Source organism: Stenotrophomonas sp. WED208 (assembly GCF_040984485.1).
In the GTDB taxonomy this organism is placed as follows: Bacteria; Pseudomonadota; Gammaproteobacteria; order Xanthomonadales; family Xanthomonadaceae; genus Stenotrophomonas; species Stenotrophomonas riyadhensis.
This window is the reverse complement of record NZ_JAZARB010000001.1, coordinates 424,112-446,037: the sequence shown is the minus strand read 5'-3', so window position 1 is coordinate 446,037 and position 21,926 is coordinate 424,112. Positions and strand designations below refer to the sequence as shown.

Annotated in this window: 22 protein-coding genes; 10 read left to right on the top strand and 12 right to left on the bottom strand. The window is 67.5% G+C overall.

All coding sequences use genetic code 11. The features are described from left to right. The first annotated feature begins 4 nt into the window (after window positions 1-4). Window positions 5-1,528, top strand: coding sequence for a carotenoid oxygenase family protein (locus tag VPH47_RS01960; protein ID WP_368850004.1), 1,524 nt, complete (start codon window positions 5-7; stop codon window positions 1,526-1,528). Window positions 1,529-1,590: 62 nt separating this feature from the next. After that, window positions 1,591-2,307 carry an ABC transporter substrate-binding protein gene (locus tag VPH47_RS01955; protein WP_197611017.1) on the top strand — a complete coding sequence of 239 codons (717 nt, stop codon included), beginning with the start codon at window positions 1,591-1,593 and terminating at the stop codon, window positions 2,305-2,307. Between the two features lie 59 nt (window positions 2,308-2,366). Here the strand turns inward: VPH47_RS01955 and VPH47_RS01950 are convergent, their stop codons facing one another. Continuing rightward, a complete protein-coding gene (locus tag VPH47_RS01950) occupies window positions 2,367-4,979 on the bottom strand; it encodes a TonB-dependent receptor (RefSeq protein ID WP_368850003.1) in 2,613 nt (870 codons plus the stop codon). Window positions 4,980-5,117: 138 nt separating this feature from the next. After that, a complete protein-coding gene (locus tag VPH47_RS01945) occupies window positions 5,118-6,260 on the bottom strand; it encodes an alpha-D-ribose 1-methylphosphonate 5-triphosphate diphosphatase (RefSeq protein ID WP_368850002.1) in 1,143 nt (380 codons plus the stop codon). A 106-nt stretch (window positions 6,261-6,366) separates the two neighbouring features. Here VPH47_RS01945 and phnF point away from each other — a divergent pair, with 106 nt between their 5' ends. Beyond that, entirely contained in the window at window positions 6,367-7,107 is a 741-nt protein-coding gene (gene phnF, locus VPH47_RS01940) for a phosphonate metabolism transcriptional regulator PhnF (protein ID WP_164160897.1), read from the top strand. Between the two features lie 40 nt (window positions 7,108-7,147). Here phnF and VPH47_RS01935 read toward each other — a convergent pair whose 3' ends face one another. From VPH47_RS01935 to VPH47_RS01920, 4 genes are all read right to left on the bottom strand, one after another. Continuing rightward, window positions 7,148-8,302, bottom strand: coding sequence for a TIGR03364 family FAD-dependent oxidoreductase (locus VPH47_RS01935; protein ID WP_368850001.1), 1,155 nt, complete (start codon window positions 8,300-8,302; stop codon window positions 7,148-7,150). An 11-nt stretch (window positions 8,303-8,313) separates the two neighbouring features. Further along, window positions 8,314-9,609, bottom strand: coding sequence for a DUF5690 family protein (locus tag VPH47_RS01930; protein WP_368850000.1), 1,296 nt, complete (start codon window positions 9,607-9,609; stop codon window positions 8,314-8,316). Beyond that, on the bottom strand, window positions 9,606-10,295 hold the full coding sequence (locus VPH47_RS01925; protein WP_368849999.1) for an HAD family hydrolase: 690 nt from the start codon (window positions 10,293-10,295) through the stop codon (window positions 9,606-9,608). Before VPH47_RS01925 ends, VPH47_RS01930 begins: the two co-directional genes overlap by 4 nt. 89 nt (window positions 10,296-10,384) lie before the next feature. Beyond that, entirely contained in the window at window positions 10,385-11,290 is a 906-nt protein-coding gene (locus VPH47_RS01920; protein WP_164160903.1) for a LysR substrate-binding domain-containing protein, read from the bottom strand. A gap of 98 nt (window positions 11,291-11,388) precedes the next feature. Here VPH47_RS01920 and VPH47_RS01915 point away from each other — a divergent pair, with 98 nt between their 5' ends. Beyond that, on the top strand, window positions 11,389-11,568 hold the full coding sequence (locus VPH47_RS01915) for a hypothetical protein (protein ID WP_110713920.1): 180 nt from the start codon (window positions 11,389-11,391) through the stop codon (window positions 11,566-11,568). On the opposite strand, the gene VPH47_RS01910 is transcribed toward VPH47_RS01915, so the two are convergent. Then, window positions 11,565-13,112: an alkaline phosphatase gene (locus VPH47_RS01910; RefSeq protein ID WP_368849998.1), complete on the bottom strand. Its 1,548-nt coding sequence runs from the start codon at window positions 13,110-13,112 to the stop codon at window positions 11,565-11,567. The two genes, VPH47_RS01915 and VPH47_RS01910, sit on opposite strands and share 4 nt — an antisense overlap. A gap of 118 nt (window positions 13,113-13,230) precedes the next feature. Here VPH47_RS01910 and VPH47_RS01905 point away from each other — a divergent pair, with 118 nt between their 5' ends. Then, window positions 13,231-14,025 carry a D-alanyl-D-alanine carboxypeptidase family protein gene (locus tag VPH47_RS01905; protein WP_180854019.1) on the top strand — a complete coding sequence of 265 codons (795 nt, stop codon included), beginning with the start codon at window positions 13,231-13,233 and terminating at the stop codon, window positions 14,023-14,025. Between the two features lie 5 nt (window positions 14,026-14,030). Here VPH47_RS01905 and VPH47_RS01900 read toward each other — a convergent pair whose 3' ends face one another. Continuing rightward, window positions 14,031-14,624: a TetR/AcrR family transcriptional regulator gene (locus VPH47_RS01900; RefSeq protein WP_368849997.1), complete on the bottom strand. Its 594-nt coding sequence runs from the start codon at window positions 14,622-14,624 to the stop codon at window positions 14,031-14,033. A 16-nt stretch (window positions 14,625-14,640) separates the two neighbouring features. After that, complete coding sequence (locus VPH47_RS01895; RefSeq protein ID WP_368849996.1) at window positions 14,641-15,237, bottom strand: NAD(P)H-dependent oxidoreductase; 597 nt, start codon at window positions 15,235-15,237, stop codon at window positions 14,641-14,643. 126 nt (window positions 15,238-15,363) lie between these two features. Between VPH47_RS01895 and VPH47_RS01890 the strand changes: the two genes are divergently transcribed. Next, on the top strand, window positions 15,364-15,897 hold the full coding sequence (locus tag VPH47_RS01890; protein WP_368849995.1) for a hypothetical protein: 534 nt from the start codon (window positions 15,364-15,366) through the stop codon (window positions 15,895-15,897). A 73-nt stretch (window positions 15,898-15,970) separates the two neighbouring features. Here the strand turns inward: VPH47_RS01890 and VPH47_RS01885 are convergent, their stop codons facing one another. Beyond that, entirely contained in the window at window positions 15,971-16,798 is an 828-nt protein-coding gene (locus VPH47_RS01885; RefSeq protein ID WP_180847461.1) for an oxaloacetate decarboxylase, read from the bottom strand. 166 nt (window positions 16,799-16,964) lie between these two features. On the opposite strand from VPH47_RS01885, the gene VPH47_RS01880 reads away from it, so the two are divergent. The 4 genes from VPH47_RS01880 (at window position 16,965) to accC (ending at window position 20,373) form a co-directional block, all read left to right on the top strand. Then, a complete protein-coding gene (locus VPH47_RS01880; protein ID WP_368849994.1) occupies window positions 16,965-17,693 on the top strand; it encodes a DOPA 4,5-dioxygenase family protein in 729 nt (242 codons plus the stop codon). Between the two features lie 319 nt (window positions 17,694-18,012). After that, entirely contained in the window at window positions 18,013-18,456 is a 444-nt protein-coding gene (gene aroQ, locus VPH47_RS01875; protein ID WP_110713928.1) for a type II 3-dehydroquinate dehydratase, read from the top strand. A 59-nt stretch (window positions 18,457-18,515) separates the two neighbouring features. Continuing rightward, window positions 18,516-18,995: an acetyl-CoA carboxylase biotin carboxyl carrier protein gene (gene accB, locus VPH47_RS01870; protein WP_049443248.1), complete on the top strand. Its 480-nt coding sequence runs from the start codon at window positions 18,516-18,518 to the stop codon at window positions 18,993-18,995. 10 nt (window positions 18,996-19,005) lie between these two features. Beyond that, entirely contained in the window at window positions 19,006-20,373 is a 1,368-nt protein-coding gene (accC, locus tag VPH47_RS01865) for an acetyl-CoA carboxylase biotin carboxylase subunit (RefSeq protein WP_049446715.1), read from the top strand. 96 nt (window positions 20,374-20,469) lie between these two features. Here the strand turns inward: accC and VPH47_RS01860 are convergent, their stop codons facing one another. Together VPH47_RS01860 and VPH47_RS01855 are read right to left on the bottom strand one after the other, a co-directional pair. Continuing rightward, on the bottom strand, window positions 20,470-20,844 hold the full coding sequence (locus VPH47_RS01860; RefSeq protein WP_010481078.1) for a hypothetical protein: 375 nt from the start codon (window positions 20,842-20,844) through the stop codon (window positions 20,470-20,472). After that, window positions 20,841-21,806: a hypothetical protein gene (locus tag VPH47_RS01855; RefSeq protein ID WP_110714389.1), complete on the bottom strand. Its 966-nt coding sequence runs from the start codon at window positions 21,804-21,806 to the stop codon at window positions 20,841-20,843. The genes VPH47_RS01860 and VPH47_RS01855 overlap by 4 nt, the downstream gene beginning before the upstream one ends. Between the last annotated feature and the right edge of the window lie 120 nt (window positions 21,807-21,926).

Below are 21,926 nucleotides of genomic sequence, written 5' to 3'. Positions count from 1 at the left end.
CACCATGGACCGTCGCCGCTTCCTTCGTACCCTGCTCAGCAGCAGTGCCTGCCTGGCCCTGGGCGCCACCGCGCTGCGCAGCGCTCCCGCCTTCGCCGGCGACCCGGCGCGGTTCGCGCAGGGCATGCAGGAACACCCGTGGCTGCTCGGCTGGCGCAGCGTCGGCAGCGAAAGCCTCGGCCCGGCCACCGTGCAACTGCAGGGAAAGCTGCCAGCGGGCCTGGCAGGCACGCTGTACCGCAACGGCCCGGCCTGGACCGAGCGCGATGGCTTCCGCTACGACCACTGGTTCGACGGTGACGGCATGGTGCATGGCTGGCGCTTCAATGGTGACGGCAGCCTGACCCATCACGGGCGCATGGTCGCCACGCCGAAATTCACCCGTGAACAGAAGGCCGGCCGCTTCCAGTATCCAGCGGCCGGCACCAGCGTTCCCGGTGCGCTGGCAGTTCGAAACAACGACGATGCCAACGTGGCCAATACCTCGGTAACCATGATCAATGGCCGCCTGTTCGCGCTGTGCGAGTCCGGCTCGGCGTTCGAAGTAGACCCCGATTCCCTGCAGACGCTGGGTCCGGTGACCTGGCGTCCGGACCTCGCCGCACTGCCGTTCTCGGCGCACCCGCTGCGCGACCGCGACGGCAGCGTCTGGAACTTCGGCTCGATCAGCCTGATGGGTGGCCATGGCCTGCTGGTCTGGCACATCGGTGCGAACGGCCAGCTGCGCAGCGCCAATGTGATCGAAACACCCGAGCATGGCTACCTGCATGCCTTCGCGATGACCGACCAGCACCTGGTGTTCGTGATGATGCCGTTCGATTTCACCGGCACAGGCGGCAGCTTCTTCGAGCGCATGCAGTTCGCACCGCAGCGCCCCGTGCGCATCGCGGTGGTCGCCAAGGATGCGCCGGACAAGGCGCAGTGGTTCGAAGCCCCGTTCGCGGCGATCTACCACTTCGGCGATGCGTTCACCCGCGATGGCGGCATCGTGCTGCGTGCAGTGCGCCACGATGACATCAATGAGGCGCGCTCGCCGATGAAGGAAGCGATGGCCGGTGATGGCGCACACGCCGCCAACAGTGGCGCCAGCCTGGTCGAGCTGCATCTGGACCTGCGTGGTGGCCAGGCCCGCTGGCAGCCGCTGGGCATCAGCGCGGTGGAGTTCCCGCTGTTCGACCCCCGTTCCGCCGATACCCGCGGTGCGCGCCTGTACGCGCCGACCATCGACGGCCCGGCCACCGCACCGTACTTCAATGCGGTGGCCGCGTTCGACATCGAGCGCGGGCGCCGCCAGCTCTGGAACTATGGACCGGACATCATGGCCGAAGAGCATGTGTTCGTACCGCGCCCGGGCAGCCGCAACGCCGATGATGGCTGGCTGATCGGCACCCTGCTCGATCCGGTGAACAAGCGCAGCGGCCTGGCGGTGCTCGATGCCCGTCACCTGGACGACGGTCCGCTGGCACAGGCCTGGCTGCCCTATGCGGTACCACTGGGCTTCCACGGCACCTTCGCCGCGCGCGGCTGATTCCACGCCACGCGGACACCGTTGTTGGCATGCTGGGTCTCCCCTGCCCCGTGGAGTTCTGCATGTCCCTGGCCGACCACCGACGTACGCTGGCACCGCACGGTTTCCTGCGCGTGGCGATCAACCTGGGCAACCCGGTGCTGGCACAGGGCGATGCGCGCTCACCGCGCGGCCCCTCGCTGGAACTGGCCACAGCGTTGGCGCAACGGATGGGGGTGCAGGCACGCTTCACCTGCCACGATGCCGCAGCCTCGGTGGTCGCCGCAGCAGGCGAAGACGGTTGGGACCTGGCCTTCCTGGCCATCGATCCGGCACGCGCCGACCACATTGCCTTCAGTGCCCCGTACGTGGAGATCGAAGGTACCTATCTGGTTCGCGCGGACAGCCCTGCGCAGCAGGTAGCCGACCTGGACCGCGACGGACTGCGCATCGCGGTCGGCCGCGGTGCGGCCTACGACCTGTTTCTCAGCCGTGAACTGCGCCACGCCACGATCGAGCGGGCGGAGACCTCGGCGGCGGCCATCACGCTGTTCGATCAGCAGCGCCTGGATGCCTCCGCCGGTGTACGCCAGCCGCTGGAAGCATGGGCGCAGGCGCATCCCGGCCACCGTGTGCTGGCCGGCCGTTTCACCGCGATCCAGCAGGCGGTGGCGGCACCGGCCTCACGCCCGGCCGATGCATTGCGGGCGTTGTTCGAGGAAGTGGAGGCGATCAAGGCCGGCCCGTTGCTGGGCGAAGCCTTCGCGCGTGCCGGGCAGGAAGTCACGCTGGTGCGATGACTGTAGCGTCGGGCACAGGCCGTCGAGCATGGCTCGATGCTGCAGGGCGCGCATACGGCTTACTGGAACAGATACTTCAAGCCGATCTGCGCGCGACGGCCGTAGTACTCCACCTGCAGCGGGCGCTGTGGGCTGCCCTGGTAGTACTTCAACGGCTCGTTGGTGAGATTGCTCAGCTCGGCGAACACCGTCCAGCGATCGAAGGTATAGGAGGCGCTGAAGTCAACCGAGGTGTTGGCACCGTACCAGGCGTCGGTGACACTGCTGTCGCCGTGCGCTTCGATGTAGGCACCCTTGTGGTTGGTGGCCAGGCGGGCTGCGAACGCGCCGTCGTCGTAGTACACGGTAACGTTGTACAGGCGGTCGGCCTGGCCGGTGATCGGCACGTTGCCATTACGACCCGGAATGCGCATGCGCGAGTCCATCAGGGTCAGGTTGGCGTTGATGCCGAAGTTGCTCCATAGGCCGGGCAGGAAATCGAAGCGGCGCACGAAGGCGAACTCGGCCCCCCACAGCTTGGCGTCGTCGCCGTTCTCGGGCCGGTAGAAGGTGACGTTGGGATTGCCGTTGAAGTTGCCGGTACTGCTGCTCTGGAACACCGGATTGCTGATGTTCTTGTAGAACACGCCGCCGGACAGCAGGCCCAGTGGACCCGCATACCATTCGGCCATCAGGTCCAGGTTGTCCGAATAGGTCGGGTCCAGGTTGGCGTTGCCGGAGGTGAAGGTGCCATCGGCTTCCATGAACGAGCCACCCGGGTTGATGTCACCGAAGTTCGGGCGGGCGAAACTGCGGGTCAGGCCCAACCGCAGGTTGAGATCGCTGAGTGGTGAGAAGCGCACGTTGAGCTGCGGCAGCACCGAGGTATAGCGCTTGCGGCCCAGGTTGGGCACCAGCGCGCTGCTGCCATCGGCATCGCGCTCCAGCACCAGCCCACGCACATCGGTGGCGGTCCGCTCCAGGCGCACACCGCCCACCACGTCCCAGCGTTCGTCCGGCTTCCAGGTGGCCATCGCATACGTCGCGTACTGCTTCTCGGCCACGTCGAAGTTGCGGCCCAGCGCTGCACCGTTGGCCACCAGCGCCGAATCGCCCGGTACCAGCACCAGATGCTGCTTGTTCTGCCGGTACCACTCGGCCAGTGCCTGCATCGGCACCACCTGCGAGAAATCGCGGGCGTAGTCACGGCCATTGCCGACGTCGTAGCCCCTGCGGTCCGGCTGGTCCATCAACGGGAAGTCGGCCAGGGTCGGCACCGGGCCGCCGGTGGCGGTGTTCCAGGCATAGAACTCGTCGGAGAAGCGCGCGCGGCGCTGCTTGTCGCGGTACTTGGCCCCCATCTTCCAGGTCAGCGTGTCGCTCGCGTCGAAACTGAAGTCCAGCTGCGCGACCGCCTTGTCCTTCTCATTGATCGCCACCCGGTACAGCTCGACCGCGCTCAGCGGCATTTTCCGCGGATCCATCGCGAAGCCCGGCGGCAGATGGGTATCAGGGGTGTCGGCGGCAACGTTGCCGCCATCGACGGTGTTGTACGAATTGCGGCCCACGCCACGGTCCTGCAGGCCCTGGTAGCCGACCTTGCCCTGGTTGAACTGGACCACGAAGTACGCATTGTCGGCACAGGTGGGAATGCAGCCGTAGCGGAAGTCGTTCTCGGCGCTGGCCAGCTTCCAGTCCACCTGGCCGCGACCGAAGGTGTGCTGGCCACCCAGCTCGAAGGTCTTGAACTCGGTGATCAGCTCGTTGTGGATGTTCTGCAGCTCCACGCGGTCCTTGTCGAACCGGTAGCGGTGCTTGTAGTGGGTCTCATCGTCGCTCAACTCGCCATACTGGCCACGCACGTACAGGCGATGGCCGTCGGCCGGAAGGAATTCCAAGCCACCGTTGACGCCGCGGGTGGTGCGCTCGCCAGTGTAGTCGCGCAGCTCCAGCCGGTAGACACCCAGGCCGTCGGCACTGCGGCGCGGCTCGAAGTTGTCGGTCGCCCACGGGCGCTTCCAGTAGGTGCCGTTGATCAGGAAGCCGAAGCGGCCATCGGCACTGCGGTCACCGTACAGCACGTTGGCGCTGGTGCCGGTGTCGACCGCCTTGTCGTTGTAGTTGCCGGCCACGCTGGCGGCAAAGGTGCGTCGTGTCGGTGCGGTGCGGGTGACGAAATTGACCTGGCCACCGATGGCGTCGCCTTCGCGATCGGGCGTGAGCGTCTTGCTCACTTCGATGCGCTCGATCAGCTCGGTCGGGAAGAAGTCGAATGCCGTGGCACGGCTGGTGGTTTCCTCTTCAGCGGTCGGCAGACGGTCACCGTTGAGGGTGGTCGAGTTCCACTGTGCCGGCAGGCCACGCACGGCAACGAAGCGGCCTTCGCCCTGGTCGCGTTCGATCGACACACCGGGAACCCGCTGCACGGCTTCGGCCGCGTTGTGGTCGGGCAGCTTGCCGATGCCATCGGCGCTGACCACGTTCATCAGGTGACGGGCCTCACGCTGGGCATCCAGTGCCTGTTTCTCGCCACTGACGATGCTGCCGACCACGGTGACGGTATCCAGGTCGACGGCGGAGGTGGCGGGCACGGTATCGGTCGCGGCCGGCGCGGCAGCCTGGGCGGCCAGCGGGGCATGCAGCAGGGCGAGCAGGCCCAGGGTAAGCGGGTGGCGCAAGGGCAGTGTGGACATGGCGATGGCGGCGGCAAGGGAAAGTGGGCCGCTCCGGCGGGAGCGGCGATGGCGGCCACTTTCGATCAGTGCGGTGAAGCGCAGGCGGCATCCACTAGGCAGGTCGGGGCAGTTGTCTAGGTGTTCGCGCCGTAGCGGCTACTGGGCCAGCAGACGACGGCCGGCCACCCAGACCTCGGCCACGTAGTCCGGCGCGGATCCACGCACCCGCAGCAGATCGGCGCGCAGGCCTTCGCCGATGCGACCGCGATCCTGCAGGCCCAGCACCTGCGCCGGTGCATGGCTGAGCGTGGCCACCGCACGTGGCAGGCTCCAGCCCAGCTGCGCGCACAGCACGCCCAGCGCCGGCAGCAGGCTTGCAGGCACATAGTCGGAGGACAGCACATCCAGGCAGCCGGCGCCGGCCAGCTCCAGCGCCGCCACGTTGCCGGAATGCGAGCCGCCCAGCACCAGGTTGGGGGCGCCGGCGACGATCGTCAGGCCGGCCGCGCGTGCGGCCGCAGCGGCCTCCAGCGTGGTCGGGAACTCGCAGATGCGCGCCCCGCAGGCCACGGCTTCACCCACATCCGCAGCCACCGTGTCGTCGTGGCTGGCCAGGCACAGGCCGCGCCCACGCACCCACTGCAGTACCTGTTGCAGGTGTGCGGGGCGATGGCGCGCCTGCTGCGCACGGCGTGCCTGCAGCAGGTCGTCCAGGTAACCGGTCTTCGTGTCGGTCGGCAAACCGTAGTAGGCCGCATAGCGCTGCAGGTTGCGGAACTGGCGCTGCCCCGGTGTGTGATCGGTCAACGACAGCAGGCGCACCGCCGGGTCATCCAGCAGGGGCTCCAGCAGCGGCAACAATCCGGGATAGGGCAGCTCGGCACGCAGGTGCAGGTAGTGGTCAGTGCGCAGGCCACCCGCACGGCGCGCCTCGGCCAACGCGGCATGCGCGGCCTGCAAGGTACGCACGCGCACGCTGTCGGCCTCTACGTCGCCCACTGCCAAGGCATCGCAGGCGGTGGTGATGCCTGCCGCCAGCAGCTGCGCATCGTGCGCCTGCACGGCCGCCGCCGCAGGAAACGCCACACCCGGGCGCGGCACCAGATGCTTCTCCAGATTGTCGGTGTGCAGCTCGACAAACCCGGGCAGCAGCCAGTCGCCGCCACAGTCTTCGGCACCCGGCAGGGCCACCCGCCCCTGCCCCACCGCGCGGATGCCAGGTCCATCCAGCACTACATGGCCGTGCACAACCTCGTCGGCCAGCACCAGCTTCAGGTTGTCGAGGATGCGTTCGCTCATGGATTCCGCCATCTGTGTCATGCCGTTGCAACCGCAACGCGTTGATATGCCTGCACGTGCAGTGCACCTGTCTAGTCCAGCAGCCGCAGATGGAGGTTTGATGACCATGACCGACACGGTCCTGACGCCGCGCGATTCGGCGCTGCCGCTGTGGCAGCAGATCGAGCAGGCGCTGCTGCGGCAGATCCGCGAACGCCAGCTGGTGGAAGGCGACCAGCTGCCCTCCGCGCAGGTGCTGGCCAAGCGCTTCGCGGTCAACCGCCACACCGTACGGCGTGCGATCGAGGCGCTGGAGGAGCGCGGCCATGTGCGCACGGAGACCGGCCGCGGCAGCTTCGTGCAGGAGCATCCGTACCACTACCCGATCAGCCGACGCACGCGCTTCGGCCGGGCCATGCATGACCTGAACGTGGAAAGCCACTACACCCTGCTCGATACCCGGGTGCAGGTGCCGAGTCGGCAGGTCGCGCGCGCACTCGGCCTGATCGCCGGCGAGCGGGTGCATCGGGTGGTGTACTCCAGCCAGGTGGAAGGCCGCACGGTAGACCACAGCGAAGCCTATTTCCCGGCCACCCGTTTTCCAGGGCTGGGCGAGGTGTTCGCGCGCACGCCGTCGGTGACCCGCACGCTGGCCGCGTTCGGAGTCACCGACTACCTGCGCCGGCATACCACGGTGATGGCGCGCCTGCCCGATGCCGAGGTCGCGCGCGTGCTCGGGCAATCGACGCGCCGGCCGGTGCTGTGCGTGCATTCGCTGAATGTCGATCCACAGGGGCAACCTGTGCAGTTCGGCATCACCTGCTTCGCCGGTGACTGGGTGCAGCTGATGGTCAGCAGCGACCTCTAGGGAAAGCGCGGCGGGCATTGCACCCGCCGCGTGCAGCGCCTCACGCTGCGCGGCGCAGTGCCGTGTAGCGACCGTCCACCAGTTCCTCGGCCAGGCCAAAGCTGAGCGTCATGCCCAGGCCACCGCCGCCGATGGCGTTGACGATGGTCACGCCCGGTGCCGGCTCGGCGACGAATTCGCTGCTGCCATCCAGCAGCTTGGGATAGATGCCGTGCCAGGTCTGCGCGATGCGCGCGTCGGGTACCTGCATGAAACGGGACAGGTAATCGAGCACCTTCTGGTTGATGGTGTGCTCGTCGAACGGATCATGCGTATGTGCGTAGGCATGCGAGTCACCAATGGTGATTTCGCCCAGGCCGTTCTGTGCGGCCATCACGTGGATGCCGAGCTCGATCAGGTCGGCATGCTCGGCCTGGTAGCGCGCCTGCAACGGCGCGACATCGGCGGCCTCGCGGAAGCCGGCGTAGTGCACCAGCGACAGGCCGCCACACAGGGCAGCGCCCAGGCGGAACCCGGAGGGCTGTGCGGCCAGCCGCAGCATCTGCAGCTTGCAGCGGGTCAGCGGCGCCGCCGCGTACAGCTCCGGATACAGCTGTTCGAATTCCGGACCGCTGCAGACGAACACCTGGTCGGCCTCGAACAGGCGGCTTCCGGACCACGCCCTACCGCTCTCCACCGCCGTCACCGGCGTGCGCCAATGGAACTGCACACCGTGCTGTTCATGCAGCACGTCCGGCAGCGCGCGAATCGCCTGGCGCGGATCGACCACCAGCTCATCGGCATTGAACAGCGCGCCGCGCAGCTCGCGCGCGACCAGTGCCGGTGACTTCGCCAGTGCCGCATCCCGATCCAGCAGGCGGCATGGGCGCAGCGGTGCATTGGCCGCCGCGTACTGCTGCAGCACGGCCCATTCGTCGGCGGCGTGGGCAACGTGCAATGAGCCACTGGGGTCATGCCAGAGGCCGGCGACATCGATCAGCTCCTGCCAGATCTGCCGTGAGCGCAGCGCGCGCTCATACAGCGGGCCATTCGGCACGCCGATCGGCCAGACCATGCCGAAGTTGCGGATGGAGGCGCCGACAGCGCGCTCATGGCGCTCCAGCACGGTGACCTTGCAGCCACGTACGGCCAGCGCACGGGCCACGGCCAGGCCGACGATGCCGGCACCGACCACGAGGGCGGTTGTGTTCTTCATGGGGGATGGACTCAGACGGAGGCGAGTGCCGGCATGCGGGCCAGGCGCACGGCCTTGTGGTGGAAGTACAGCAGGGACAACAGCAGGCAGGCACCGCCCAGCAGCGACAGATGGATGACCGCACTGGAGAAGAAGCGCACCCACGACAGCTGCAGGCCGGAGAATTCGTGGCCAAGCAGGACCAGCACACTGCCCAGGTAGCCGAACGCATCGGCCAGGTACATCACGAAGCCGACGTTGCCGGCGACCTTGAAGGTGGCGATCAGGCGTTCGAAGAACACGCAGTTGAACGGCACGTAGGCCAGGTACAGGCCGAAGCCCACCAGGCCCAGCCACGCCAGCGGATGCAGCATGCCTTCGCGGAATGCCAGCGTGCTCAGTCCTGCAGTGGCCAGGCCGATGAACATCAGCGCGTGCAACGCCATCAGGCCGTTGAGGTTGTTGCGGAACCAGGTCAGGCCGGCGGTCAGCGCCAGCACCGCGAACGCCACCGGCGTTTCGATGGCGGCAAAGACACCGGCACTGCCACCGTAGCCCAGCTCGCGGAACAGCTCGGCTTCAAAGCTGTCGCGGAAATCGCGGACTACGGTCAGGCACACGTAACACAGGATCATCAGCGCCAGCCCCGGCAGGAAACGACGCACGAAGGCACGACGCTGCGCGCGGTCCATCGGTAACCGCGGCGAGCGCTCGCGCAGGTCGGCGGCATCCGGAGCGGGAATGCGTTCCAGCATGCGTACCGACACCAGCAGCAGCGGCAGGAACAGCAAGCCGCACAGGAACGGCATCCAGAACTCGCTCACCCCCTGCAGCAGCAGCCATTTGCCGACCGACTTCACCACGCCGGACGCCATGATGAAGCTGGAGGCGAGGATCGCGCCCATCGCTTCGGTGGTCCGTCGCCCTTCCAGGTAGCTGAACACCAGGCCCCAGACCATGCCCAGCGGCAGGCCGTTGAGGAACAGGAACGGGATGTTCCACGGCGCCGGCACCAGTGCGAAGCCAAGCAGGGCCAGCCAGGACATGCCGATCAGGCCCAGCAGCAGGCTGGCGCGGCGCTCGGCGCGCAGTTCGCCGATCACCCGCACGCCGATGAACTTGCTGCACATGTAGCCCAGCACCTGCGCCACCACCAGCCACACCTTGTAGTCGGCGCCGAACAGGTGCTGGCCATCGAACGACGCGGCGGCAAACGGTTTGCGGAAGGCATACATGCACGCATAGGTGGACAGCGCGGCACTGCCGGCGAACACCGTCAATGCCAGCGGATGCCCGTGCAGCCGCGCCCGCAGCGAGGGCCTGCTCATGCAGCGGCAACCGTGCCGGAAGGTACCAGCCCGAGCAGTGCCGGCAGGCGATCGAGGTGGTCGATGATGTGGTCCGGGCCATGCGGCAACAGCTCGGCGCGGGTGAACGCGCCGGTGGTGATCGCCACGTTCAGGCCGACGCCGGCATTGCGGCCTTCGTTGATGTCGACTTCGGTATCACCCACCTTCACCACGGCGGCGGCATCATCCACGCCGGTGCACTGCATCAACGCCTGGATCATGTACGGTGCGGGGCGACCCGCCGGCACCTCGTCGCTGGCCACCAGCGCATCGATGCGATCCTGCCAACCGAGCCGCTCGATGATCACCTCGGCGATGTCGCGCGAGAAGCCGGTGTCCAGGCCAATACGGATCCCGTGTACGCGCAGCGTGTCGAACAACGCCTCGGCGCCCGGCAGCGGCGCAATGCCCGGTGCATGGCGATAGCACTCGAGCATGCGCGCCACGAAGTCGGTGTGGATCGGTGCCACACGCGGGTCGTCCACCGCGGTCCCCAACAGCCGCGCGATCGCCTGCGGCTTGGGGTAGCCCATCAACGGGCGCACGTCCTCCACCTCGATGGCCCGGCCGGCGGCGGCCATCGCTTCGGCGAAGGCATGGGCGACCAGCCCCGGGTCGGCAACGGTGGTTCCGGCGATATCAAGGACGACGAGGCGGTAGCGCATGGCGGCAGGGGGTGTTGAGCGGAGGTGCCCAGCATCGCCGCACCCGGCCACGCCCTGATGACAGTGCCCGGACAGGCCGGTGCACCTGTCTAGCCGGGCGGCCCCTGCGCTGCCATGTGCCGCACGTGCTCGGCGGCCTGCGCATGCAGCCAGTCGCGGAACGCGAGGAAGCCACGATGGCTGGCCGAGCGCTGCGGGTACACCAGCCAATGCGGCCAGGCGGTTTTCAGGCGCAGGCTGGACAGCGCGACCAGCTGGCCGGATTCCAGCAGCAGGCGTGCCCGCGTCACCCGCCCGAGCGCTACGCCTACCCCGTCCAGCGCCGCACGGTGGTGTGCCTCCGAATCATCCAGCACCGCCACGAAGCGCGGTGGCGGACTCTGCCCACTCAAGGCGAACCAGGCGCCCCACGCGCCGTCGGGATCACCGAGCAGCGGCCACTGGGTCAGCGGTACACGGTCGATGCCCCCCATGCGTTCGATCAGTGCCGGGCTGGCCATCGGCAGCAGCCACTCGTCGAACAGCGGTTCCACCACCAGCCCGGGCCACTGCCCGGTGCCCAGCCGCAGTGCGGCGTCGAACTGGCGCTGCCGCTCGAAATCGACCAGGCGTTCACTCGACTGCAGGTTGATCTCGATCTGCGGGTGCGCGGCCACGAAGTGGCCCAGGCGTGGCACCAGCCAGGCCGAGGCCATCGACGGCACCGCACTGATCGTCAGCACGTGCTCGGCGCGTGCCGCATAGGGTTGGAAGGCTTCGTTGATCGCATCCAGATGCGGTCCGACCTGGTCGAGCAGGCGCTGCCCTTCCAGGGTGAGGGTGACACCACGCGCCTGGCGGATCAGCAACGGTTGGCCAAGGCGCTCTTCCAGCTGCCGCATCTGGTGGCTGAGCGCACTGACGGTCACATTCATCGACGCGGCGGCACGCGACAGGTTGCCGAGCCGGGCGGCAGCCACGAAGCCCTGCAGGGCATGGAGTGGAGGGCGGGACATCAGGCTTGAATTCCTCTCAAGTCCACCTTGCGGAAATGTCGCTTTTTACCCGTCCATGCTGCCCGTATCGTGCAATCCACTCAAGTGGAGGCACGCTCATGAACATCTTCAGCGGCTTGTTGTTCCTGCACGGCCACGTGGCCAGCACCGAGCTGGCACGCCAGCTGGCCAGCCCGTCGCCGCCGCCCAGCACCATCCCCGGTAGTGCCGGCCGCTGGCCGGCAACCTCGTCGACCGGGAAACCTGCAGCTGCCAGCCAGCGCCCCGCGCACCCCTAACGCTGCAGTGCCTCCTGCACCGCCGCAGCCACATCGGTGTTGTCGATGTAGCTGCCGTCGTTCCAGCGCACATGCTGGCGGTAACCGGCATCGACGCCCCGCACGCGCTGGCCCAGCAGCTCCGCGCCCGCGCCCTTGGCCCACAACGGCACCAGCGCATTGGAATGGTTGCCGGTCGGGCGGAAGCTCATCCCCGGCATGCGTCCACGGCCGTTGTTGCGTACCGGCTCGAAGGCAACGTTCTGTGCATCCGGGCCCATCGGCATGCTGTTGTCGTGGTCGGTGGTGACGATCAACAGGTTGCGTTCCCAGCCACCGTTGCGCTCGATCCAGTCGACCACCGCCGCCACCGCGTCGTTGAACTCCACGGTTTCCTCGATCAGCCGGCCGTACTGCGGCTGGTCGCTGCACTGGCCGTAGTGCCATTCGGTGCCGCAGGCACTGGTATGCGCCGCCCAGTCGGTGGCGCCGCCTTCCACCATCAGGAACAGGCCCTTGGCCGAACGCTGCTGCAGGAACTGCAGCGCGCCACGCGTCATGGTCGCAAGATCCGGCACGCTGTCGATCTTCCTCACACCGGAAGGCGTGGCCGCATCCTTGCCCAGCACCTGCAGCTGGCGCGCCTGCTGCAGCGTGTTGGCCACGCGCGGCACGCCGATCAGCGGCCGGTCGGCCGGCAGCCGTCCCTGCGCCAGCGCGGCGAACGCCTCCTTGCTGCGGATCAGGCGCCACGGCCCCGACGGATTGCCGGCAATGGTGCTGCCCGCTTCCAGCTGCTGCCAATCCTGCTGCGACACCCATTCCCACGGGTTCGCGCAGCCCTCGGCCTTGGCCGCGCCGGCACTCTCATCACAGGCGCGACCATCAACGCTGTAGCCGGGACCGCCGATGCCCATCACCAGGTCCATGTGGCCTTGCGCCAGCATCTGGTGCGCGATGGCGTGATAGTTGTTGCGCGATTCGTTCTGCGCCGCGAACGCGGCCGGCGTGGCATGCGCGAACGGTACCGAAGTCACCACACCGGTCGCCATGCCCAGCCGCTTGGCGCGCAGCGTGTTGAACTCGACCGGATTGCCATCGTTGCTGTAATTGATGGCGTTGTTGTAGGTCTTGATGCCCGAGGACAGCGCCGTACCGGCCGCAGCACTATCGGTGGCGACCGCGGCCAGGTACTGGTAGCCGACGAATGGCAGGTCCTGCGCCGGCACCGGTTCGCTGTCCCAGGCCTTTCCCGCGTCGTAGCCCAGGGTCTGCGCGTTGTCGCGGGTCGGCTGGCTGCTGGCGTTCAACGGGAAGGTGGTCACCGCCAGGCGCTGCGGAAAATCCGCATACGGCGCCCCTTCGCGGCTGCCGTATTGCCAGTAGGCGGCGGCGTCCCAGGTGCCCCAACCGGCACCGTCGTTGATCATCACGATCACGTTGTGCGGGCGCGCTGGGCCGGAAGCAACAGCCTCGGCGCGCAGGTTGGGCTGGCAGCCACCCAGCGTAGCCAACGCAAGCAGCAGCGAGGAATGGAGCCAACGGCGTGGCATGCGTGCAGTCATCGGATGTCCCGTCGGGCCAACGGCGGCCCACAATGACGGTACGTTATATCGTTTCAATATTGCAGCTTCATGCAGCCGCCGCGGGCTATCCTGCAGGCCCTCCTCCATCGGCCCATCCATGCCGTCTCCTGCTACTGAGCGCGCGCCGTTGTCCTCGATCACCCTCGATGCGGCAACTTTCGCGGTGGTCCATCAGCACAACGCGGACATCGCGCGGCAACCGGCCTCGCTGACCAAGCTGATGACCGCCTATGCGGCATACGAATGCGTCGAAGAGAACGGAGGCGCGTGGGACGAAGCGGTCACCATCGCCGCCGAGGATGTGCAGGCGGTGGCCGATGATGAAACGCGCATGGGCCTGGTGCCCGGTGAAACAGTCACCCTCGCGCGCCTGCTGGAAGGACTGATGATCGTCTCCGGCAATGACGCGGCGCTGGCCATCGCGCGCCATCTGGACGGATCACAGCCTGCGTTCCTGGACCGCATGAACCGGCACGCACGCCAGCTCGGCCTGCGCAGCAGCTGGTTCGCCAGCGTGTCCGGCATCACCACCCCGCACCATGCTTCCAGCGCGCGCGACATGGCAGTACTCGCCGCCTGCCTGCTGAATGACCATCCGCAGATACTGGCAATCACCGCGCAGCGCGCGTTCGCGCATGGCAGCTTCGGCCGCAACAACCAGAACGCGCTGCTCGGTGATGACGGCGTGGATGGCTTGAAGACCGGCTACACCCAGGCCGCAGGCTTCTGCCTGGCCGCCACCGCATGCCGGGCAGTGCCCGGGCGGGATCAGCCGGTACGCCTGATCACCGTGGTGCTGGGTTCTGAAAGCCGCGACGCACGCGATGCCCTTGTGCGCGAACGGCTGGCCGCCGGGTTTGCGGCGCTGGCCGACAGCACCGCCGACGCCTGAGCGGCTCAGCGTCGCTTGACCGTTGCCACGATCAGCCGCTGCAGCTCGGCTTCGGCTGCGGCCTTGTCCAGCGCGCCTGCTGCTACGGCTTCGGACAGGACTTCGGCCGCACCGAGAATCGCCCAGCGCCCGGCCAGTGGCACCGTGCCGTCGGCAGCAAACGGGCCCAGCCAGGTGTCGCAGTTGTCGATGAAATCCTGCTGGTAGCGCCGCCGCACCTCGCGCAGTTCAGGTGCACCGACCAGCGCGGCAAGGATGCCCTGCACTTCACTGCCTTGGCTGAGGATGCAGTCGATGTAGCCGGAGGCGATGGCCGCCGCACGATCGGCCAACTGCGCCCGGGCGCGGCCGATGCGCTCGTTGAAGACCTGCGTCTGGCGGCCGTCGTAGTCATCGTAGAGCGCGGCCAGCAGCCCATTGCGGGTCACGAAGTGATCGTAGGCCACCGGCTTGGTCACGCCCGCAGCCTCGGCCAGCCGCCCCAGCGTCAGCGCGTCGGTGCCTTCGTCGCCGACCAGCGCCCAGGCCACATCCAGCAACTGGCGGCCGCGTTGCTCACGGGTCAATCGGCGGCGCGTGGGAGCGGCATTGGCAGGCATCGGCAGGGCACGGCGGTCAGCGCATCGGAGTACCGATTTTACGTCCGATCGACTCTGCCGACTGCAGATGCACCTCGGCCGCACCGGAATCCGCATCCAGCAGCAGTTCGGACGACAGCACGCGCGCGCCGCAGTAGTCGAAGATGCCCATGTCGATCTGGGTCTTCATCGCCGCGCCGTAGCCGCGCCGTTCGATCATGTCCGCGCCGGCCCCACCGATGCCGACCAGGTGCACGCGCAACCGCTGCAGCTTCTTCTGCAGCTTGCCGTCGGCACCGTCCTGGTAGGCCCAGCCCTGGGTGAACACGCGATCGATCCAGCCCTTCAGCAGTGCGGGGAACGACCACCAGTACAGCGGATAGACCAGTACCAGCGTGTCGGCAGCATCCAGCCGCGCCTGCTCGGCGGCGACGTCGGCTGGAGGTGCGCCGGTGCCACGGAACAGCGCCTGGTCGTGCGTGTTGAAGCGCGGATCGAAGCCTTCGGCCATCAGATCGGCGAAGGTCACGGTGTTGGCGGCATCCGCTGCGGTGATGGCTTCGCCGATGCGCCTGGCGATGGCATGGGTCAACGCGGCGGATTCAGGATGGGCGGTAACGATGAGGGTGTGCATGGGGGATGTCCGGAATTCACTAACTACCAATAGTAAGTAGTGACGCCCGGGACACCAGCGCCATGCGTGGGACGCTGTTTCCGCATCCACCGTATAGTGCGCCGGTTCCCGCTGAGATACCCGACGATGCACCGATACCTGCTTGCCCTTCTGCTGGCCCTGCCGATGGCAATGGCCGTTGCGCCAGCGTTGGCCGGTGAACTCAGTCCGGAAGACTCAGCCACATTGCGCAAGGATGTGCAGGCGATGATGGACGCCTTCGCCCGTGGCGATACCGAGCTGATCATCGCGCGCACCCATCCCAGCCTGAAGCAGCTGGCCGGCGGTGATGAGGCCTATGCACGGATGACCCGCGACACGGTAAAGGAACTGCGCAAGGCCGGCGTCACCATCATCAGCGACGAAGCGGGCGTGCCGGGCCGCACCTATGCGGCCGGTGACGAGGAAGTCTGCTTCGTACCGCGCCAGTCACTGCTGCGCGTGCGCGAAGCGCCGATGCGCAGCACGTCATTCATGGTCGCTGTGCGGCGCGTCGGTACCACGCAATGGCGCTATCTGGATGGCGCCGCGCTGCCGGACAACCCCGGGCTGTTGCAGCAGCTGCTGCCCGACCTGGAACCAGGCGTGGTCCTGCCGGAGAGTGAGACGGAAGCGCTGTAGGCGTAGGCGCATCCATCCACGCATGGCGTGGATCTACTGTCCCTGCTGGTCAGAGTCCGCACCGAGGTTTCCGTCAATGGAACAGCGCGTTCAGCGCCGCACCCGAGGCCGCCTGCTGCAGGCCATCGAAGCGTCCGTCCTGCACGATCGGCTGGGTCGCCTGCATCAGCCCACCCCACGCCGCACGCGCCAGCGCACCGCCCAGGCTGACCCGGCGCACGCCGAGTGCGGCGATGTCCTGCAGGCTCAACGGTGTCGGTCCACCGACCAATAGGTTCACCGGCTTCGATCCCGCAGCGGCGACCACCGCGCTGATCTGCTCGCGTGTGTTGATGCCCGGTGCATACAGCACATCGGCACCGGCCTCGGCATAGGCGCGCAGGCGCTGCAGGGTGTCCTGCAGATCCGGCACGCCGACGAAGAAGTTCTCGGCACGGCCGACCAGCAGCACGTCGCCACCCGCGCGGTCGATGGCTGCACGGGCAGCGCGCAGGCGCTCGACCGCCTGATCGATCGAACGCAGCGGTGCATCGGCGACGCCGCTGGCATCCTCGATCGACAATGCCGCGATGCCGGTGTCGATCGCCGCCGCCACCGCCTCCTGCACCGCTTGCGGCGTATCACCGAAGCCATCGCCGAAATCGGCGTTCAACGGCAGCGGCGTCGCTGCCGCCATCAGGCGCAGATGGTCCAGCGTGGCCTGCAGCGAAACCGCTCCGTCCGGCCGCCCTTCACTCCAGGCGCAGCCGGCACTGGTCGTGGCCAGCGCCTGGAAGCCCTGCCGCTGCAGGTAGCGGGCACTGCCCACGTCCCACGGATTGGGCAGTACGAAGCACCCTGCTGCATGCAGCTGGCGGAAGGTCGCGCGCTTGCGTTGGGTATCGGCATCGGGCGAGGTCATGGCGGGCTCCGGGGCGACAGACCTGCACCCTAGCCCGCCCCGCAGCCGCGCTCAATGACGACCAGGTCGAACCTGCATGAGGTGATGCCGCCTGCTTATTGGACGCTGTGGATGCAGGTGCCCGAGCGTGCTTGCCTGCCCACACGATGCCGCCACGGAGCCCTCCATGCACCCGGACCCGCAGACCCTCGTCGACGCCAGCGACGATGACGCCCACTGGGCCGACCTGCTCTCACCCACGCGCCGACGCCTGATCGCCTCGGCCGGACTGGCCGCCGGTGGGCTGGCCAGCGCGTCGACCGCCACCGCAGCCCCGCGCGGCGACAGTACGGTGAACACCACCGAACCCGGGCGCGCTGGCTTCCGCGCCATCGTCCCGCCGCCGGTGAAGGGCAGCAGCCCCTGGGGCCAGGCCACGGCCAGCGAACCGACCCCGCGCCCGGCCAGTGTGCGTCCCGGCGAAGCCACGCTACCCAGCGCCCCGCGCGCGTACACCGACATCAAGAGCTACCACGCGCATATCTATTTCGACGAGGGCAGCTTCGAGAAGGCGGCCCTGCTGCGACGCTGGGCCGCCGAGCGCTTCCCGGTCGAGCTGGGCAACTGGAACCTGGAGCCCCGTGGACCGCACGTCACGCCCTCGTTCTACTTCGGCTTCACCAACGACCTGCTGCCGGTGCTGGTGCCCTGGCTGCAGCTCAACAGCCTGGGCCTGACCATCCTGATCCACCCCAATACCGGTGATGGCCGCGCCGACCATCTGTATTACGCGTTGTGGGTGAACCGGGCGCAGCCGGTCAATGCCTACAACTGGCCGGCGCCGAAGCCGGGGGAAAGGGAGCCGCTGGAGGAGGTGTTCCCGAACGTGGTGCCGACGGTGCCGCTGGAGACCTGAGCGGCCCGGTACCAGGGGGCTTCGTGGTGGGTGCGTCGCTTGCTGCGCACCGAACTCCGCCATCCACGCATGGCCTGGATCTACGGCATCACGGCCCATGGCGGCAGCCCCCATCGCCCGGCCTGCCGCCATCGTCGGCCTACGTGCATGCATCCCCGGCCTGCAAGGCGTTCAGCGCGCCTTGATCCAGCGCCCGCCATACGGCCACAAGCGCTCCGGCAGATTTCAAACGGTCGATTGAAACGCTGCAAACTTCGCCGAACTGGACAGCATCCACCGGTTCCGCCAGACTGCCGCCCTTTCCCGTCTTCCGGATCCCATGGCGAAGCTGCTGGTCCTGCACGGCCCCAACCTCAACCTGCTCGGCACCCGCGAGCCGGAGGTCTACGGCCACACCACGCTGGCCGACATCGACCAGGCCCTGGCCAGCCAGGCATCGGCCGCCGGGCACGCGGTGGAGAGCCTGCAGTCCAATGCCGAGCATGTGCTGGTGGACCGCGTGCAGGCCGCACGCAACGACGGAACCGCTTTCATCCTGATCAACCCCGCCGCCTTCACCCACACCTCGGTTGCCCTGCGCGATGCGCTGGCAGCGGTGGCGGTGCCGTTCATCGAGATCCACCTGTCCAACCCGCATACCCGCGAACCGTTCCGCCAGCACAGCTACTTCAGTGACAAGGCGGTGGGCGTGGTGTGCGGCTTCGGTGCCGACAGCTACCGCTACGCGATGGACGCGGCGCTGCTGCGGGTATCCGCCACCTGATTGTCGACCCGGGCGCCCACGGCGCTCTCCTCACCTAGATAGAAACCAAAGAGGCCCTCATGGATCTGCGCAAAATCAAGAAGCTGATCGACCTGCTGGAAGAGTCGAACCTGGCTGAAATCGAAATCAAGGAAGGCGAAGAGTCGGTGCGCCTGTCGCGTGCCCCGGTGGCCGGCTATGCCGCCCCGATTGCGGCCCCGGTGTACGCCGCTCCGGCCGCCCCGGCGCCGCAGGCGATGCCGATGCAGTCGCCGACCGAGGCCTCCACCGGCGGCACCGCCAAGCCGGGCCCGGCACTGCCGGAAGGCCACGTGCTGCGCTCGCCGATGGTCGGCACCTTCTACGCCTCGTCCGCCCCGGACAAGCCGGCCTTCGTCACCGTTGGCCAGCAGGTCAAGGAAGGCGAGACCCTGGCCATCATCGAAGCGATGAAGATGTTCAACCCGATCGAAGCCGACAAGTCCGGCACCATCGTCGCCATCCTCGGTGAGAACGGCCAGCCGGTGGAGTTCGACCAGCCGCTGTTCGTGATCGGCTGAGGGGCACGCCATGCTCGACAAAGTCGTCATTGCCAACCGAGGGGAGATCGCGCTGCGCATCCTGCGCGCGTGCCACACCCTCGGCATCCGCACGGTGGCCGTGCACTCCACGGTCGACCGCAACCTCAAGCACGTGGCCATGGCCGACGAGTCGGTCTGCATCGGCCCGGCACCGTCGCCGCAGAGCTACCTCAACATTCCGGCACTGATCGCCGCCGCTGAAGTCACTGACGCCCAGGCCATCCACCCGGGCTACGGCTTCCTGTCGGAGAACGCCGACTTCGCCGAGCGCGTGGAGGAATCCGGCTTCATCTTCATCGGCCCCAAGGCCGACACCATCCGCATGATGGGCGACAAGGTCGAAGCCATCCGCGCGATGAAGTCCGCCGGCGTGCCGTGCGTACCCGGTTCGGGCGGCCCGCTGGGCGAAGACATCGTCGCCAACACCAAGATCGCCCGTGAGATCGGCTACCCGGTCATCATCAAGGCGGCCGGTGGCGGCGGTGGCCGTGGCATGCGCGTGGTGCACGCCGAAGCCTCGCTGAAGACCTCGATCGAAACCACCAAGAGCGAGGCCAAGGCCGCGTTCGGCAATGGCGAGGTCTACATGGAGAAGTTCCTGGAAAATCCGCGCCACGTGGAGATCCAGGTGCTGGCCGACGGCCAGGGCAACGCCATCCATCTGGGTGAGCGCGACTGCTCGATGCAGCGCCGCCACCAGAAGGTGGTGGAAGAAGCGCCGGCACCGGGCATCACCGCCGAACAGCGCGAGCAGATCGGCAAGGTGTGCGTGGAAGCCTGCATCCGCATCGGCTACCGCGGCGCCGGCACGTTCGAGTTCCTCTACGAGGACGGCCGCTTCTACTTCATCGAAATGAACACCCGCATCCAGGTGGAGCACCCGGTCACCGAAATGGTCACCGGCATCGACCTGGTGGCCGAGCAGCTGAAGATCGCCGCCGGCCAGAAGCTCTCGATCAAGCAGAGCGACGTGGTGCTGAACGGTCATGCGATCGAATGCCGCATCAACGCCGAAGACGCTGAAACCTTCGTGCCGAGCCCGGGCACCATCACCGGCTTCCATCCGCCGGGTGGCCCTGGCGTGCGCGTGGATACCCACATCTACAGTGGCTACCGCGTGCCGTCGAACTACGACTCGATGATCGGCAAGCTGATCGTGCACGGCCCGGACCGCGAAACCGCCATCGCCCGCATGCAGGTGGCGCTGAGCGAAATGGTGGTTGATGGCATCAAGACCAACGTCGCACTGCAGCAGCGGATCATGCGCGACAAGGGCTTCCAGGCCGGTGGCCAGAACATCCACTACCTGGAAAAGCGCCTTGCCGAGCGCAAGAACAAGCCGATCGCGTTGACCTGATCGGCAGCAGGTGCTGGACATGAAAAGGGCGGGGAATTCCCCGCCCTTTTCTGTTGCTGTAGCGCCGAGCGTGGGCTCGGCTCTATGGCAGGCGCTTCAGCGCTTGTCGGCAGCTTCGGCCGGAATCTGCGAGTTCGCCAGCGGACGCACGCCATTGGGCGAGGTCGGATCGACGATCACCATGGTCTCGGTCGAACCATCGGGCCACACCACCTGGAAAGTGCTGCCGGCCGGCAACGAGGCGAACGGCATGCCACTCTGCGCGCGATAGACCGCGGCGACCTGGCTGGCACCCGCGCGGCGCACGTCTTCCTGCGCCTTCACCGTGGTCAGTTCCACTTTCGACAGATGCCGGTAACGATCTTCGTAGGTATCGATCATCAACAGCCCGACCGCACCGGCCGAGTAAGCCACGAACAGCGCCACCCAGAACCAGAACTTGGCCCCATGCAGGAATCGACGGTAATTCATTGCCCGTCCCTCTTTCCAACCAATCGCTTGATCCACTGCTTCATCTTCCCCGCACCTTGCCGCGAAACCGCAGCGTCATACACAAAATCCCGGAAATCCTGCGTCCCATCCTGCGAACAGATCCCTCCATTCGCACAAAAACTGTTGACCAGCACACTGTCGGCCCCACACGGTAGACCGAGTTCGCAGGCCGCAAGCCGCCATGCCAGTTCACTGAGCTGCTCGCCGGCCACCAGCCCATCGAGTGCGCGGTCCCCCGCCGCGCGCGCGCCCATGCCCGGCGCGATCGCCATGAAGGCTTCCGGATCACGCGAAGTGCGCACCCGCTCGACCAGGTCACGGCGGTACTCGGGGCTGTCCTGCAGCGGCTCGCCTTCGGCGAACAAGGATGCTTCCGCGGCCAGGTTGCCCTGCGCGGCCGCCGTGCGACGTTCAGCCAGCACCAGGGCCGACCCCAGCTTGTCGCCCGGCACGAAACCACCGCAGCGCTGCGCCACGCGCTCACGCGCCTGCACCATCGCCGGTGCGGCGGTCAGGCCCAACCCGGCCAGCACGTTGTTGTCCAAGCGGTAGCCACCGGGATCGATGGCGTACTGCGCGCAGTAGTCATAGACCCGGCTCAGCATCCAGCGCGCCTCGTGGTTGCCGTCGTCGGCCTGCACGCGCAGGCGCTGCGCATAGGCGTAGAGATCGGTGGCATCCTCGATGTCGGCGCGCAGGTCCAGCGGCAGGCCCGAAGGCAGCGCATTGCCGCGCTCGAACGCCGCCAGGCGACGCGCCAGCGCTTCCGGTATCACCGGCAACGGCGGGTTGCTGTCACCGGCAGCCAGTGCCGTCGACAGTTCCGGCGAAGGCACAGTGACCGCCCCGGCATGCCCGCTGGCCCGATACCCGGCCACGCCCAGCACGGCCACCGCCGGCAGCACGAGCAACCAGGTTTTCAGGGTCGGAGCCAAGGCCATCGGCAACAGTGAGCGTTCACGGCGCACAGGAAAGCACGGAGTTTAGCAAGGCCCGGCAGACCTGTCTGAACTGGCCCCGTTCATCCCCGGGCAGCATCTCAGGCAATACGGAGACGCCCC

Coding starts and splice junctions, on each gene's coding strand:
- VPH47_RS01960 (WP_368850004.1), top strand. CDS start 5: ATGGACCGTCGCCGCTTCCTTCGTACCCTGCTCAGCAGCAGTGCCTGC.
- VPH47_RS01955 (WP_197611017.1), top strand. CDS start 1,591: ATGTCCCTGGCCGACCACCGACGTACGCTGGCACCGCACGGTTTCCTG.
- VPH47_RS01950 (WP_368850003.1), bottom strand. CDS start 4,979: ATGTCCACACTGCCCTTGCGCCACCCGCTTACCCTGGGCCTGCTCGCC.
- VPH47_RS01945 (WP_368850002.1), bottom strand. CDS start 6,260: ATGAGCGAACGCATCCTCGACAACCTGAAGCTGGTGCTGGCCGACGAG.
- phnF (WP_164160897.1), top strand. CDS start 6,367: ATGACCGACACGGTCCTGACGCCGCGCGATTCGGCGCTGCCGCTGTGG.
- VPH47_RS01935 (WP_368850001.1), bottom strand. CDS start 8,302: ATGAAGAACACAACCGCCCTCGTGGTCGGTGCCGGCATCGTCGGCCTG.
- VPH47_RS01930 (WP_368850000.1), bottom strand. CDS start 9,609: ATGAGCAGGCCCTCGCTGCGGGCGCGGCTGCACGGGCATCCGCTGGCA.
- VPH47_RS01925 (WP_368849999.1), bottom strand. CDS start 10,295: ATGCGCTACCGCCTCGTCGTCCTTGATATCGCCGGAACCACCGTTGCC.
- VPH47_RS01920 (WP_164160903.1), bottom strand. CDS start 11,290: ATGTCCCGCCCTCCACTCCATGCCCTGCAGGGCTTCGTGGCTGCCGCC.
- VPH47_RS01915 (WP_110713920.1), top strand. CDS start 11,389: ATGAACATCTTCAGCGGCTTGTTGTTCCTGCACGGCCACGTGGCCAGC.
- VPH47_RS01910 (WP_368849998.1), bottom strand. CDS start 13,112: ATGACTGCACGCATGCCACGCCGTTGGCTCCATTCCTCGCTGCTGCTT.
- VPH47_RS01905 (WP_180854019.1), top strand. CDS start 13,231: ATGCCGTCTCCTGCTACTGAGCGCGCGCCGTTGTCCTCGATCACCCTC.
- VPH47_RS01900 (WP_368849997.1), bottom strand. CDS start 14,624: ATGCCTGCCAATGCCGCTCCCACGCGCCGCCGATTGACCCGTGAGCAA.
- VPH47_RS01895 (WP_368849996.1), bottom strand. CDS start 15,237: ATGCACACCCTCATCGTTACCGCCCATCCTGAATCCGCCGCGTTGACC.
- VPH47_RS01890 (WP_368849995.1), top strand. CDS start 15,364: ATGCACCGATACCTGCTTGCCCTTCTGCTGGCCCTGCCGATGGCAATG.
- VPH47_RS01885 (WP_180847461.1), bottom strand. CDS start 16,798: ATGACCTCGCCCGATGCCGATACCCAACGCAAGCGCGCGACCTTCCGC.
- VPH47_RS01880 (WP_368849994.1), top strand. CDS start 16,965: ATGCACCCGGACCCGCAGACCCTCGTCGACGCCAGCGACGATGACGCC.
- aroQ (WP_110713928.1), top strand. CDS start 18,013: ATGGCGAAGCTGCTGGTCCTGCACGGCCCCAACCTCAACCTGCTCGGC.
- accB (WP_049443248.1), top strand. CDS start 18,516: ATGGATCTGCGCAAAATCAAGAAGCTGATCGACCTGCTGGAAGAGTCG.
- accC (WP_049446715.1), top strand. CDS start 19,006: ATGCTCGACAAAGTCGTCATTGCCAACCGAGGGGAGATCGCGCTGCGC.
- VPH47_RS01860 (WP_010481078.1), bottom strand. CDS start 20,844: ATGAATTACCGTCGATTCCTGCATGGGGCCAAGTTCTGGTTCTGGGTG.
- VPH47_RS01855 (WP_110714389.1), bottom strand. CDS start 21,806: ATGGCCTTGGCTCCGACCCTGAAAACCTGGTTGCTCGTGCTGCCGGCG.